Annotated in this window: 12 protein-coding genes; 9 read left to right on the plus strand and 3 right to left on the minus strand. The window is 42.4% G+C overall.

All coding sequences use genetic code 11. From position 1 onward, the window contains the following. Window positions 1-11 precede the first annotated feature (11 nt). From ytpR to ccpA, 8 genes are all read left to right on the plus strand, one after another. Window positions 12-617 (plus strand): YtpR family tRNA-binding protein, encoded by a 606-nt coding sequence (gene ytpR, locus GPA07_RS06375; RefSeq protein ID WP_071168766.1) that lies wholly within the window; start codon window positions 12-14, stop codon window positions 615-617. Between the two features lie 195 nt (window positions 618-812). Further along, window positions 813-3572 (plus strand): DNA translocase FtsK, encoded by a 2760-nt coding sequence (locus GPA07_RS06380; protein ID WP_157292209.1) that lies wholly within the window; start codon window positions 813-815, stop codon window positions 3570-3572. Between the two features lie 301 nt (window positions 3573-3873). Further along, window positions 3874-5172, plus strand: coding sequence for a UDP-N-acetylmuramate--L-alanine ligase (gene murC / locus GPA07_RS06385; RefSeq protein ID WP_008356378.1), 1299 nt, complete (start codon window positions 3874-3876; stop codon window positions 5170-5172). Window positions 5173-5398: 226 nt separating this feature from the next. Then, a complete protein-coding gene (locus GPA07_RS06390; protein ID WP_071168767.1) occupies window positions 5399-5818 on the plus strand; it encodes a DUF948 domain-containing protein in 420 nt (139 codons plus the stop codon). Between the two features lie 26 nt (window positions 5819-5844). Beyond that, complete coding sequence (locus tag GPA07_RS06395) at window positions 5845-6315, plus strand: YtxH domain-containing protein (protein WP_071168768.1); 471 nt, start codon at window positions 5845-5847, stop codon at window positions 6313-6315. 31 nt (window positions 6316-6346) lie between these two features. Next, window positions 6347-6670 carry a bacillithiol system redox-active protein YtxJ gene (gene ytxJ, locus GPA07_RS06400; RefSeq protein WP_008356371.1) on the plus strand — a complete coding sequence of 108 codons (324 nt, stop codon included), beginning with the start codon at window positions 6347-6349 and terminating at the stop codon, window positions 6668-6670. 215 nt (window positions 6671-6885) lie between these two features. Beyond that, window positions 6886-7962 carry a bifunctional 3-deoxy-7-phosphoheptulonate synthase/chorismate mutase gene (locus GPA07_RS06405; RefSeq protein ID WP_008356369.1) on the plus strand — a complete coding sequence of 359 codons (1077 nt, stop codon included), beginning with the start codon at window positions 6886-6888 and terminating at the stop codon, window positions 7960-7962. 451 nt (window positions 7963-8413) lie between these two features. Next, on the plus strand, window positions 8414-9415 hold the full coding sequence (ccpA, locus tag GPA07_RS06410; protein ID WP_157292210.1) for a catabolite control protein A: 1002 nt from the start codon (window positions 8414-8416) through the stop codon (window positions 9413-9415). A 44-nt stretch (window positions 9416-9459) separates the two neighbouring features. On the opposite strand, the gene GPA07_RS06415 is transcribed toward ccpA, so the two are convergent. The 3 genes from GPA07_RS06415 to GPA07_RS06425 are packed head-to-tail and all read right to left on the minus strand — an operon-like array spanning window position 9460 to window position 11930. Next, window positions 9460-10620 carry an acetoin utilization protein AcuC gene (locus GPA07_RS06415; protein WP_157292211.1) on the minus strand — a complete coding sequence of 387 codons (1161 nt, stop codon included), beginning with the start codon at window positions 10618-10620 and terminating at the stop codon, window positions 9460-9462. Then, window positions 10617-11258 carry a CBS and ACT domain-containing protein gene (locus tag GPA07_RS06420; RefSeq protein WP_157292212.1) on the minus strand — a complete coding sequence of 214 codons (642 nt, stop codon included), beginning with the start codon at window positions 11256-11258 and terminating at the stop codon, window positions 10617-10619. The genes GPA07_RS06415 and GPA07_RS06420 overlap by 4 nt, the downstream gene beginning before the upstream one ends. Window positions 11259-11297: 39 nt before the next feature. After that, window positions 11298-11930 carry a GNAT family N-acetyltransferase gene (locus GPA07_RS06425; RefSeq protein WP_008356362.1) on the minus strand — a complete coding sequence of 211 codons (633 nt, stop codon included), beginning with the start codon at window positions 11928-11930 and terminating at the stop codon, window positions 11298-11300. Window positions 11931-12085: 155 nt separating this feature from the next. On the opposite strand from GPA07_RS06425, the gene acsA reads away from it, so the two are divergent. Further along, the gene (gene acsA, locus GPA07_RS06430) at window positions 12086-13810 is read left to right on the plus strand and encodes an acetate--CoA ligase (protein ID WP_157292213.1); all 1725 of its coding nucleotides are present in this window, start codon (window positions 12086-12088) and stop codon (window positions 13808-13810) included. Window positions 13811-13860: the final 50 nt, after the last annotated feature.

Consider the following 13860-nt stretch of genomic DNA (forward strand, 5'->3'; position numbering starts at 1 on the left):
AATTTTGACGAATGAATGTTTTTTATAATGCAGAAGGTGTAGGCGACACACTCCTTATTTCATTGAAAGATGTCACAAGAGAAGAAGTAGGTCATGAGACGTTTGGAGATGTCGTAAGAATCTTCAATCAAGAAACAAAAGAAACAACAGGCTTTAATATCTTCAACGCATCTACTTACATGAAAATTGAAGAAAACGGATCTGTTCCGCTTTCTGAAACACTTGTTCAAGATATCAATGAAATTTTAAACCGCAACGGTGTCAGTGAAACATTAACTGTCGATCTATCACCAAAGTTTGTTGTGGGCTATGTGAAGGAAAAGGAAAAACATCCGAATGCAGATAAATTAAATATTTGCCAAGTCGATGTTGGCGATGAAACATTACAAATCGTTTGCGGTGCACCAAACGTCGACCAAGGTCAATATGTCGTGGTTGCAAAGGTCGGCGCAGTGATGCCTAGCGGTTTGGTCATCAAAGATGCTGAACTAAGAGGTGTCCCTTCAAGCGGAATGATTTGTTCAGCAAAAGAATTAGACCTTCCAAATGCGCCTGCTGAAAAAGGAATTCTTGTACTAGAAGGCAGCCGCCAAGCCGGCGAACCCTTTGAAGTTTAACTCCCATAAACGGGCACATATGAGCGAAGAATGTGTTATACCAAAAGTCACTAAGTACGTACTTAGTGACTTTTTTTCATCTCCATACAGCACGAACAGCAAGGAGTGGCACTTTTCTCGCTTTTCTGCATGAAAAAGCAATGGTATACTAAAAATCGCCCAAGAAAACGTAAGGGGAGTTAAAGTGAGTGATAAATGATGAGTTGGTTAGATAAATTTTTCAGTGTGTTTTTAGGAGAAGAAAAAAAAGAAGAAAAAGCTGAGAGACCGGAAGCAGGTCCGGCTGCGCCAAAGCAGTCAGCTTTTGAACAAAATAAAGAATATAAAAAAATTGAAGATACAAAAGTGTATTATGAATATCCAAAAGGGAACTTCCGCTTTCCTCTTGTTCCAGATGAACCTGCGCGTGAGGGAGCGAATCAGCAGGAAAGAAGACGCCCGCGTCAGAGCCGGCCAAAGGCAAAGCAGACGACCAATCAGCCAAAACAAACGTTGCAGCCTGATATGAATAAAAAACCATTCAAAACAGAGCAAATCCCTTCACCCATCTATGGCTACCATCAGGATATGCGTCCAAAACGCACAGAAGCCAAAGGAGAAGCTGCCTCTGTTCAAATGAAGGCGGCAGAAGAAACGTCACAGCGTGTCACACTGCTGTCAGAAGAGGCAGAGCGTGAGCGGAATGTGAGACAGCAAATGAACATCCCGTCTATACGAAAAGAACATCGTATGGAAGACATGATGTCTGCTCCAACAGAAGAAAAAGCAGAGAAGCGACCCGATACGACACCGTTTACTGTGCAAGAAGAACTCGCTTATCAGGATCACGTGCAATCGACGATGGAGCGTTTATATGACGAGCCTTTAAGGAAGACAGAGGATCAAGATCAAGCTTTGTCAAAGGCCGAAGATCATCAGGAAGCGCTCTTACATATGGAGCAAGGTGAAGCACACGAAGAACAGCCGGTAGACCTTGAGCTAGAACCAGAACAGTCAGTCACCATCGAACAAGAAAAAGACGAGCTGAATCGGCTTGAAGGTGATACTGAGGAACAAGAAACATTCACATTTGAAACAGCTGAAAACACACCGTCAGCGATTGAAATGGAAATAGACAGCCCAGTAGAAGAAACTGCGATGGTAGAAGAGGACGCAGTGGAACATATAGCTATGGAGGATGTAGAGACATCTTCACAAGAAGAAAAACAAGAAGACGCTATAGCAGCAGAATTTGAAGAAGCTGAGCCAATGATCATACAGGATGTGCAAGAAGGTCATGTTATGGCAGAAGATGAGATCGCAGATGAGGATGAAATCCTGCCGGCAGAACAAGTAACAGATGAACTGACTGCCTCTGAACAGGCTGGCATCGCCATAAATCAAACAGAGCAGCAGGAACAAACGCATGAAGATAAGCGTGAAGTACCAAAGCAGTCATCACCAGAGCCAAGGCGCTCAAGCGGTCAAACCTCCACTGTTCCTTTTAACGTCATGATGCTAAAAAGTGACCAGCGCGTGCAAGGGCAGAAGAAAACCGCAGATGCACATGGATATGTTTTTCCAAGCCTAGCCCTTCTAGACGTACCGCCAGCTCAAAAAGAAGAGGACGGAACATGGGTAAAAGAACGGGCAGAACTGCTCAATGCAACGCTGAAAAATTTCAATGTCAGAGCAAGTGTGGTTCATGTCACACAAGGCCCGTCTGTCACAAGATTTGAAGTGCATCCTGAACCAGGTGTGAAAGTGAACAAAATTACAAACCTGTCAGATGATATTAAACTTAGTTTGTCTGCAAAGGATATTCGAATCGAAGCACCGATTCCAGGAAAGAACACGATCGGTATCGAAGTGCCGAACCTGCACAGCAAAATGGTCTTCCTAAGAGAAATGATCAGAAGCAGTGCATTTAGAGACAATCCATCTCCATTAACAGCAGCGCTCGGATTAGATATTTCAGGTCAGCCAGTTGTCGTTGATTTGCAAAAAATGCCGCACGGCCTAATTGCGGGAGCAACAGGTTCTGGAAAAAGTGTCTGTATAAATACCATTTTAGTGAGCTTAATGTTTAAAGCCTCACCAGATGAAGTGAAAATGCTCTTAATCGACCCTAAAATGGTTGAACTAGCGCCTTATAATCACATTCCGCATCTTGTGAGCCCAGTCATTACCGATGCCAAGACAGCGACAGCTGCTCTGAAATGGGTAGTAGATGAAATGGAAAGACGCTACGAACTGTTTGCACACTCCGGTGTGAGAGAAATCAAACGATTTAATGAACTGGTAAAAGAAAAACAAATGGGTGAAAAGCTGCCGTATCTCGTCGTTGTCATTGATGAGCTGGCTGATTTAATGATGGTTGCACCAAATGAAGTCGAAGAAAGCATTTGCCGGATTGCACAAAAAGCAAGAGCCTGCGGCATCCATTTACTCATTGCGACCCAAAGACCGTCAGTTGATGTCATCACTGGACTCATTAAAGCGAACATCCCAACAAGAATTGCGTTTTCTGTTTCTAGTCAAGTCGATTCAAGAACCATTATTGACATGGCAGGTGCAGAAAAGCTTCTCGGCAAAGGAGACATGCTCTTCTTAGAAAATGGCTCAGGCAAGCCGACGAGGCTGCAAGGGAACTTTGTATCAGACCGAGAGATTGATGAAGTTGTAGCGCATGTAAGAAAACAGCGCAAGCCCGTGTTCCTTTTTGAACAGGAGGAATTAATGCTCCAAGGCTCTGCCATTACAGACGAAGACGAATTGTTTATGGATGCGTGCCGGTTTGCCATCGAGCAAAATAGTGCCAGTACATCCAGTTTGCAAAGAAGATTTAGAATTGGCTACAATCGTGCAGCGAGATTGATTGACATGATGGAACGTGAAGGAATGATCTCTGGCGCAAAAGGCAGTAAGCCAAGAGAAGTCCTCATGACACTAAGTGACTTAGAACAATTGATCTAAACAAACCACTTCATTTTTTTGATAAACATGGTATGATAGCACATAGGTGCAATTTTGGAATTGGACGCTTTTTGCATGCCTGTCTAACCGCTTTTCAAGTGAAATAAGCGAAAACAGGTGTTAGAAATGGGAAAGTTGTCGGATACTAATCATAGTTAATATTGATTAGAATAGGAAGATCGGAAAAAATCTTTATTTGGAGCTGCGATCTGTGATCAGCTAGAGACAAAAATCACAAGTTGCAAATTGAAATGAGCGTCATATACTGTAAGTCAGATAGACGTTTGTTGGAGGTACAATTATGACTGTTTATCATTTTGTTGGAATAAAAGGGACAGGTATGAGTCCGCTGGCCCAAATTCTTCATGATACTGGATATACTGTCCAAGGATCGGATATCGAAAAATACATCTTTACTCAAAAAGCATTAGAAGAACGAAATATCAAAATTCTTCCATTTAACCCAGATAATATTCAGCCGGGGATGACGGTGATTGCAGGTAATGCATTCCCAGATACACACCCTGAAATCGAGCGTGCCCTTTCTAAAGGGATACCTGTCATTCGTTATCATAAATTTCTTGGAGAATACATGGATTCATTCACAAACGTTGCGATTACAGGTGCTCATGGTAAAACATCGACAACAGGCCTGCTGGCACATGTGATGCAATCGGCAAAGCCAACCTCGTACTTAATCGGTGATGGATCTGGAATGGGGAAAGAAAACAGCGAGTATTTTGTATTTGAAGCATGCGAATACCGCAGACATTTCCTCAGCTACCACCCAGACTATGCAATCATGACAAATATTGATTTTGATCATCCTGATTATTTCTCGGATATCGATGATGTGTTTGATGCGTTTCAAAACATGGCGCTTCAAGTGAAAAAAGCCATTATCGCTTGCGGAGACGATGAGCATCTGCTCAAGATTCAAGCGAAAGTACCTGTTGTGTACTACGGATTCAATGAAGAAAATGATTTCCAAGCACGTAATGTTGTGAAAAATACAGAAGGCACCACATTTGATGTATTTGTACGCAATACGTTTTACGATACCTTCTACATTCCTGCCTATGGAAATCATAACGTTCTCAACTCGTTAGCTGTGATTGCATTATGTCACTATGAAGCCATTGATGCAGAACTCATTAAAGGTGCTTTAACGACATTTGGCGGTGTGAAACGACGCTTTAATGAAAAAGTAGTCGGTGAGCAGGTCTTAATTGACGATTATGCGCATCACCCAACTGAAATTGAGGTCACGATTGAAGCAGCTCGTCAGAAATATCCAGACCGTGATATTGTCGCTGTCTTCCAGCCGCATACGTTCACACGTACACAGCAATTCTTAACTGAATTCGCTGACAGCCTAAAGAAAGCGGACTATGTATATCTGTGTGATATTTTCGGTTCAGCTCGTGAAAACATTGGGAAACTCAGCATTGAAGATTTAAGAGAAAAAATTCCGCAAGCTCAATTGATCGAAGAAGACGATACAACTGTGCTGAAAGCGCATGAAAATGCGATTTTGATTTTTATGGGAGCAGGAGATATTCAAAAATATCTGCGTGCTTATGAGAAAGTTGCTGTATAAATGTATCGACATCAAAGTGCCGTTTCAATCGGCACTTTTTTTATTTTGAATAAAATGTGACAAAGGGGCTAAATGTGTCAAGATGTGCCGCTTTTTTTCGATCGCTGTGGACAGGAATCGGCGAATAAGTGTAGAATTATTATTCAATCGGTCATTCTAGGCGATGTTTGAATGATACAACGAGAGGGTATTGAACTGAATATGCCCGCAGCAAAGGAGGTATCAGATGATTATTATTCTTTATTTAAGCGTTGCACTCATTGCAATTGCGTTCTTCATTCTTGTCATCTACTTGTCCAAAACATTGAAATCCTTACAGCTGACATTAAAGAATGTTGCATCAACTTTAGAAGGTCTTGAAGGACAGATGCAAGGCATCACCACAGAGACAACACAGCTGCTACATAAGACGAATCAGCTCGCAGAAGATATTCAAGACAAATCAGCAAAACTAAGCACAGTTGTGGATGCGGTGCAGGGAATTGGCGGCTCGATCAACCAATTTAATACAAGCATAAAGCAGGCAGCTGGAGCGGTTTCTTCGTCCGTTGAAAGGAATCAAGAGAAAGTCACGGATGTGGTAAGCTGGAGTAACGCAGCACTTGAAATTTATAAAAAATGGAAACAGCGTAAACACCAAAAATAAACCATATTCGCATAGGAGGAATAATCATGAGCAAAGACGGAATCAATAGCAAAGACTTTTTGATCGGAACACTTATCGGTGGCATTATTGGTGCAACAACCGCATTATTTTTAGCACCGAAGTCAGGGAAAGAGCTTCGCGATGATTTGAACACCCAAGCGAATGCTTTAAAAGAAAAAACAGATCGACTCACAACAGATGCGAAGGAAAAAGGCACGGAATATGTGACGATTGCGAAAGATAAAACATCTGAATTCTCTCAGCTGGTGGCGGAGCAGTCGAACCAGATTTTAGACAAAGTGAAAGACATAAAAGAGCGTGCAGCTGGTAAAGCTAATCAAGTGAAAAGTGAAGCAGAAGATGCTGCAGCTCAAATTGCAAGTGAAGCGTCAGAAGCAGCAGACGAAGCAAAAGGAAAAGCACAAGAAGCAAAATCAGACATTGAAGAAGGCATCAAAGATGTCAAAGAAAAAGTAGAACAATCGACTAAAAGCTAATTCGCTGTTTGAAGTGAGGAAGGAGCACATCATGTCAAAGCAACTTATCGAAACAGAAGAACAATTTGATCAACTAACGAATCAAGACGGAACCTTTGTCTTTTTTAAGCACAGTTTGACATGCCCAATCAGCCAAGCTGCTTTTCAAGAGTTTGAAGCATTTGCGTCTGCTCATGAAGACGTGCCGACGTATTACTTGCAAATTCAAAACACAAGAGAGCTTTCGTCTTATGTGGCTGAAAAGTCAGGCGTTAAGCACGAAAGCCCGCAGGCACTTATCTTTAGCGGTGGAAAAGTAAAATGGCATGCATCTCACTCAAGCATTACACAAGAAGCGCTTGAACATAATATGTAAAGAAAAACGTCAGCAACCGCTGACGTTTTTTTATAAAAAAGGTTTACTTGTATCAAAAGTATGCTATAATCTTACACATAATACTTTATCGCTTAAAAGCGTTTGGGTAATAAAGAATTTTTTCGTGACAATTCCGAAATCTTTGTTTATAATAAACCCTATTATAAGAGATCAAAAATAAAAAGCGAGAGCGGGCAGAGGAAAGGATGACAAAAATGAGCAACAATGAATTGGAACAATTGAGACAGCAAGCAGATAAACTGAATCTTCAAATCTTAAAATTGATCAATGAAAGAGGAAATATTGTAAAAGAAATTGGAAAGGCAAAAGAAGCGCAAGGTGTCAACCGTTATGATCCTGTCAGAGAGCGCACAATGCTGAACCAAATTATTGAAGAAAATGATGGCCCATTTGAAAATTCAACCATCCAGCATATTTTCAAAGAAATTTTCAAAGCAGGTCTAGAGCTTCAAGAAGATGACCACAGCAAAGCACTTCTTGTTTCTCGTAAGAAAAAACCAGAAAATACAATCGTGAACATCAATGGAGAAGCGATCGGTGATGGAAAACAACGCTTCATCGTTGGACCATGTGCTGTTGAAAGCTACGAACAAGTCGCGGAAGTAGCGGCAGCAGCTAAACAACAGGGACTAAAACTTCTTCGCGGCGGCGCATTTAAGCCTCGCACAAGTCCATACGACTTCCAAGGGCTTGGCGTAGACGGTCTAAAGATTCTAAAGCGTGTAGCGGATGAATACGGTCTTGCTGTGATTAGTGAAATCGTCAACCCAGCTCATATTGAAGAAGCCATCGAGCATATTGATGTGATTCAAATTGGTGCCCGTAATATGCAAAACTTCGAGCTATTAAAAGAAGCCGGATCTGTGAAAAAGCCAGTTCTTTTAAAGCGCGGTCTAGCAGCAACAATTTCAGAATTCATCAATGCAGCTGAATACATCATCGCACAAGGAAATGACCAAATCATCCTTTGCGAGCGCGGAATCCGCACATACGAAACTGCGACAAGAAATACACTAGATATCTCTGCTGTGCCAATCTTGAAACAAGAGACACATTTACCAGTCTTTGTTGATGTGACGCACTCAACTGGACGTAGAGATCTACTTCTTCCAACAGCTAAAGCAGCGCTTGCAATTGGAGCAGACGGTGTGATGGCAGAAGTACATCCTGATCCATCTGTTGCCCTATCTGATTCAGCGCAGCAAATGGATATCCCTCAATTCGAAAAATGGTTAGATGCGTTAAGACCACTTGTCAACATTCACGCATAATCATAGGTAGAAATACCGCCGGATGACAGCCCGGCGGTTTTTTTATGGAGAAAATACGGTGGAGATTGGGAATGAAAGGAAGAAAGCACATTGCAAGCTTAAACATCGCTTGTTCACAATGTTTTCATTTTTAAAATTCGGCAACATCTGCTAAGATCATTGTCATAGCTGACATTCACGATGACTTTTGATGAAATATGATTCAATTTACAGATAACAAACGCATGAAAGTTTGTTTAATTTAGTTATAAAAAGAAAGGGAACGTTTTCATATGATGAAAAAACGTGTATAATTTCATAAAAGAATGTCATTTTGATGTAAATTGAAAAATTATGTGTCTCTTTTCATCGTTTTAATGACAAATAGGATATTATTTTCCTCGTATCTGATATGTCTCTACCCAATTGGTGAATGCTATAGATATGAAGTGTATTTGAAGGAGTGATTTATGTGAATAATGTTACAATATATGATGTAGCAAGAGAAGCAAATGTAAGTATGGCAACGGTATCACGCGTTGTGAATGGTAATCCGAACGTAAAACCAACAACAAGAAAAAAGGTGCTTGAAGCGATTGATCGTCTTGGCTACCGTCCGAATGCAGTCGCGCGAGGTCTCGCAAGTAAAAAGACAACGACTGTTGGGGTCATCATCCCTGATATTTCTAGTATCTTCTATTCTGAGCTTGCACGAGGAATTGAAGATATCGCGACAATGTACAAGTACAACATCATTTTGAGCAACTCAGACCAAAATACTGATAAAGAGCTTCATTTGTTAAATACAATGCTTGGCAAACAAGTGGACGGAATTGTCTTTATGGGTGGAAACATCACAGATGTGCATGTGGAAGAATTTAAGCGCTCTCCTGTACCAATTGTTCTTGCAGCATCTGTTGAAGAGCAGGCACAAACACCATCTGTCAACATTAACTATGAACAGGCCGTTTATGATTCCGTTCAGCTATTAGTTGAAAAAGGACATAAACGAATTGCCTTCGTATCTGGCCCAATGTCAGAACCAATTAACTCTGTAAGAAAGCTTGCTGGTTATAAGCGTGCGCTTGAAGAAGCGGGCATTGCGTTTGACGAAGCGCTTGTTGCTGAAGGTGATTACTCTTATGATTCTGGAATTGACGCTTTGGATAATCTGCTTGACCAATCTGACAAGCCGACAGCTGTTATTGCAGCTACTGACGAGATGGCTCTAGGTGTGATTCACGGGGCGCAGGACAGAGGCGTATCCATCCCTGAAGATTTAGAAGTGATTGGTTTTGATAACACCAGACTTTCTCTCATGGTGCGCCCTCAGCTGACAACGGTTGTTCAGCCGACATATGATATTGGTGCTGTCGCAATGAGACTGTTGACAAAGCTGATGAACAAAGAACAAGTGGAAGACCAAATTGTCGAACTGCCACACAGAATCGAAGAAAGACAATCAACGAAATAAACAAGAAAGCAGGCTCACCTCATCAGTGACAGCCTGCTTCTTTTTTATGCATTTTTCCTCTCTCTTCTAACAGGCATGAGTGCTTTTTCTACCGTTTGTGCATTTTTTTCTGTGATTTCTGCTCTTCTTGGAATCGGTGGATACAAATCATCAGGATCTCCCCATGTTGATGGTAGGGGGACAGGCGATTGCTTATTCCATGCCTGAATCCACTCCTGAGGAAGTTCAGCCGGCGGTGTGATGCCTTTCATCTCAAGCCAAATGCGACTCCACGCTCTTGGAACAACACGCCAAATATCATATCCACCTCCACCCACAGCAATCCATTTGCCATCACAATATTGATGTGCAAGCTCATGGGCAAGTTTAGGAATTTCCTCATATATTTTCATCGTGGCAGATAAATGAGTTAAAGGATCATAATAGTGAGCATCCGCTCCATTTTGCGTCAAAATCACATCTGGTTTAAAAAAAGCAGCAATCTCAGTCACTGCTGTTCGATATGCTTCTAGAAACGATTCATCTTCTGTAAATGCATCTAGCGGAATATTATACGCATAGCCATAGCCTTTATCATGGCCTCTTTCCTGTACTTGTCCAGTTCCAGGGAATAAGTAGCGTCCCGTTTCATGAATGGATACAGTACATACCTCTGGATCATCATAGAAGCTAAACTGTACACCATCACCGTGATGAGCATCCGTATCAATATATAAAATCCTTGCGCCATAATTTTTTTGAATATATTGAATGGCCACAGAGCTGTCATTATAAATACAAAATCCAGATGCACGCCCTTTAAATCCGTGGTGAAGCCCGCCGCCAAGATTGAGTGCGTGCTGTGAATGCCCAAGCATCACTTGATCAACCGCGGTTAATGTTCCGCCAACAAGGAGAGAAGCCGCCTCATGCATCCCTGCAAACATCGGTGTATCCTCAGTGCCAAGACCGTATCGTTCACCGTCTCTTGTAGACAGTTTGCCTTCACTTGCCCGCTGTACTGCTTGAATATAGTCTGCTGTATGGACGAGCTTTAATTCCTCCAGCGTCGCCATACGAGGGGCGACAATCTCATCATTCGATAACGCCTTCATTTTTTGAAGAAGGTCGTATGTTAAGTAGACACGAAGCTGATTGAATGGATGGTCTTGATGAAACTGGTACGTTTGAAAAGATGGTGAAAAAACAAAGGCCGCTTCCTTCATTTGATCGTCTTCTCCATAGGCCAGAGTACCTGATAGCCTTTTGCACGAATCAGCTTCGTCACATGATCTGCATGAATGGTCTGAAGGCGGAAGACGAGCACTTTAGAGGCTTCATTGGCATGCGGGTACACGAGTACACTCAGGATTTGAATATGCTGTTCCTTTAAAATGGCCGTAATGTCTGCAAGACCTTCTGTCACTTGCTCCACTTCAACCTCTAAATGTGACCCCGGCTGGTCTGCACCTGTCAGTCTGACAAACGTGCGAAGTAAATCTGTTTTCGTGATAATGCCTACAAGCTTACCGCGTCTGACAACTGGCAGACAGCCAATGCCGTGCTCAAAGAAGACGCTCGAAATCTCCTCAACGAAATCAAGCGGATGAGCGGTAATCGTCTCTAACACCATAATCTCTTCAACTGGCCTCTGAATAAAAAGCTGCCTTTTTTCTGTTTCGAAAATACTTGGACTGGCATTTTTAATATCCCGATCTGTCACCATCCCAATGACAGAGCCTTGATCAGATACGATGGGAATATGCCGAATGTGATGCGCATTCATTTTTTGAATGGCTTCTTCAATCGTATCGGTTTTTCGCAGCGTGATCACATCACGCTCCATAATTTGTTCAATCATCATGTTTACCAATCCCCTTTGCCGAAAAAAACGAATGGAATGCTAATACATAAAGCGCTGATGGAAGCGAAGACGATCAAAACGCTCAATCGAATCAGGACTCACATTTTTTCCGATTCGTGCCATCAAACAATTGGCTGGATGTGAGCTGATCTCTGGCTCGTCTGTTGCAAACCAGACAAGACCGCCGGCGTTCATCATTTTCTCCATCATTTTGCGGTACTCCCAAACGTTTTTCTTAGTCCCCTTTAAATCCCAATGCCAGTAATATTCAGTTGTAATGATGATGTAATTCTCCATTTGCTCATCCATCATGCTCACATCGAGTAAATGCTTGCCAAGTGAGCAGCCTCTGAATGGAGGAGCGACTTCAATGGCACCAAGCTCAATTAAATTCTCCATGTTGCCCTCTGACCAGCGCTCAAGCGGATCAGGGTACAAATACGTGACATAGCCTATGACAAGCTCATCCACTCTTGCAATGATAATACGTCCTTCGGGAAGGTCTGCTATTTCCACAAGTGCTTGTTTCTGCTCCTCAGGCGTGCGAAATGCCGTTAGTCCTTCATGAAACGTATAGTTCGCAAGCTCTGATGCAGGTACCGGGCCTTCAATCAGGATGGTGCCTGTTTCGTGCTCAATTGTTTTTGAATAATAAGTTTTAGGATGCTCCACGTATCCACCGCCTCAAATTCTAGTGAGTCGTCTCTATTTTATCTTAAATCTTGCAGGAATTAAAACGGTTTCACTATAAGTTTTTTAAAAATTGAGAAAAAAAGTCATCTATACTATAATAGTCATTGTAAACGTATGCAAAGGGGGACTGTTTGATGAAAGTGGAAACGCTACCATCAGTAAAAGGGGACTATCATTTAAATGATTATGAGCAGGCATACAAAAATTTTTCATGGGAGGAAGCGAGAAAAAACTTCTCCTGGTATGAAACAGGAAAAGTAAATGCAGCCTATGAAGCGATTGACAGACATGCGGACTCGTTTCGTAAAAACAAGGTGGCGCTTCACTACAAAGATTCACAGCGGGATGAAAAGTATACGTTCAGGGATATGAAGATCAACACAAACAAAGCAGGGAATCTATTAAGAGAAAAGGCACATGTACAAAAAGGAGATCGTGTTTTTATCTTTATGCCAAGATCGCCTGAACTCTATTTCCTTTTGCTTGGTGCTGTCAAAATTGGTGCAATCGTCGGCCCGTTATTTGAGGCATTTATGGAAGGTGCCGTCAAAGATCGTTTAGAAAATAGTGAAGCAAAAGTGATTGTGACAACGCCTGATCTGCTTGATCGGATTCCGTTTGCAGAGCTTCCAAAGCTTGAATCAGTCGTCATAGTCGGCGGTGAAAAGAAAGACGTCGATGGCGTGCGGACGATTCACTATGAGGATGCGTTTAAAAACGCAGCAAAGGAACTCGACATTGAATGGATGGATGAAAAAGATGGCTATCTGCTGCATTACACATCAGGGTCAACCGGTACGCCAAAAGGTGTGCTGCATGTCCATGGTGCGATGGTGCAGCAAGATCAGACCGGTAAATGGGTACTTGACTTGAAAGAAGACGACGTCTACTGGTGTACAGCTGATCCAGGCTGGGTAACAGGTACAGTATACGGGATTTTTTCGCCTTGGTTAAATGGAGCAACAAATGTCATTTTAGGGGGCAGGTTCAACCCTGATACGTGGTACGAAACCATTGAATCACTAGGGGTGACCGTTTGGTATAGCGCACCGACAGCGTTCAGAATGCTGATGGGGGCAGGGGACGATCTCATTCAAAAATATGACCTTAGCTCGCTTCGTCATGTCTTAAGTGTAGGAGAACCACTTAATCCTGAGGTTATCCGCTGGGGAGATGCTGTATTTGGCAAACGAATTCACGATACATGGTGGATGACAGAAACCGGTGCACAGCTGATTTGTAACTACCCATGCATGGATATCAAACCAGGTTCAATGGGCAAACCAATTCCAGGCGTTGAAGCTGCGATTGTCGATAATGCCGGTAACGAACTCCCACCATATCGAATGGGCAACCTTGCCATCAAAAAGGGCTGGCCGTCTATGATGCATACGATCTGGAACAATCCTGAAAAATATGAATCTTACTTTATGCCGGGAGATTGGTATGTTTCAGGAGATTCAGCTTATATGGACGAAGACGGATACTTTTGGTTCCAGGGACGTGTGGATGATGTCATTATGACATCAGGAGAACGGGTCGGTCCATTTGAGGTGGAAAGTAAACTGGTGGAACATCCGGCCATTGCAGAGGCAGGGGTCATTGGAAAACCAGATCCAGTGCGCGGCGAAATCATTAAAGCATTTATTGCGCTTAGAAGCGGATATGAGCCATCGGATGACCTGAAAGAAGAAATTCGTACATTTGTGAAAAAAGGACTCGCTGCACATGCGGCACCAAGAGAAATCGAGTTTAAAGACAAACTGCCAAAAACCCGAAGCGGAAAAATTATGAGACGTGTACTAAAGGCGTGGGAGCTGAATTTACCTGCTGGTGACCTTTCCACAATGGAAGACTAAGTTTCTTCGTCAGTTGACTTGATATCAAAAGTATGTTAAAAATGACTTTA

It is taken from the genome of Bacillus sp. ms-22 (assembly GCF_009759805.1).
Taxonomy (GTDB): domain Bacteria; phylum Bacillota; class Bacilli; order Bacillales; family Bacillaceae; genus Bacillus; species Bacillus xiamenensis.

Excerpts from the sequence above, each read along its gene's own strand:
- GPA07_RS06395 (WP_071168768.1), top strand. The coding sequence starts at position 5,845 with ATGAGCAAAGACGGAATCAATAGCAAAGACTTTTTGATCGGAACACTT.
- GPA07_RS06405 (WP_008356369.1), top strand. The coding sequence starts at position 6,886 with ATGAGCAACAATGAATTGGAACAATTGAGACAGCAAGCAGATAAACTG.
- GPA07_RS06390 (WP_071168767.1), top strand. The coding sequence starts at position 5,399 with ATGATTATTATTCTTTATTTAAGCGTTGCACTCATTGCAATTGCGTTC.
- acsA (WP_157292213.1), top strand. The coding sequence starts at position 12,086 with ATGAAAGTGGAAACGCTACCATCAGTAAAAGGGGACTATCATTTAAAT.
- GPA07_RS06380 (WP_157292209.1), top strand. The coding sequence starts at position 813 with ATGATGAGTTGGTTAGATAAATTTTTCAGTGTGTTTTTAGGAGAAGAA.
- ytpR (WP_071168766.1), top strand. The coding sequence starts at position 12 with ATGAATGTTTTTTATAATGCAGAAGGTGTAGGCGACACACTCCTTATT.
- ytxJ (WP_008356371.1), top strand. The coding sequence starts at position 6,347 with ATGTCAAAGCAACTTATCGAAACAGAAGAACAATTTGATCAACTAACG.
- GPA07_RS06420 (WP_157292212.1), bottom strand. The coding sequence starts at position 11,258 with ATGATGATTGAACAAATTATGGAGCGTGATGTGATCACGCTGCGAAAA.
- murC (WP_008356378.1), top strand. The coding sequence starts at position 3,874 with ATGACTGTTTATCATTTTGTTGGAATAAAAGGGACAGGTATGAGTCCG.
- GPA07_RS06415 (WP_157292211.1), bottom strand. The coding sequence starts at position 10,620 with ATGAAGGAAGCGGCCTTTGTTTTTTCACCATCTTTTCAAACGTACCAG.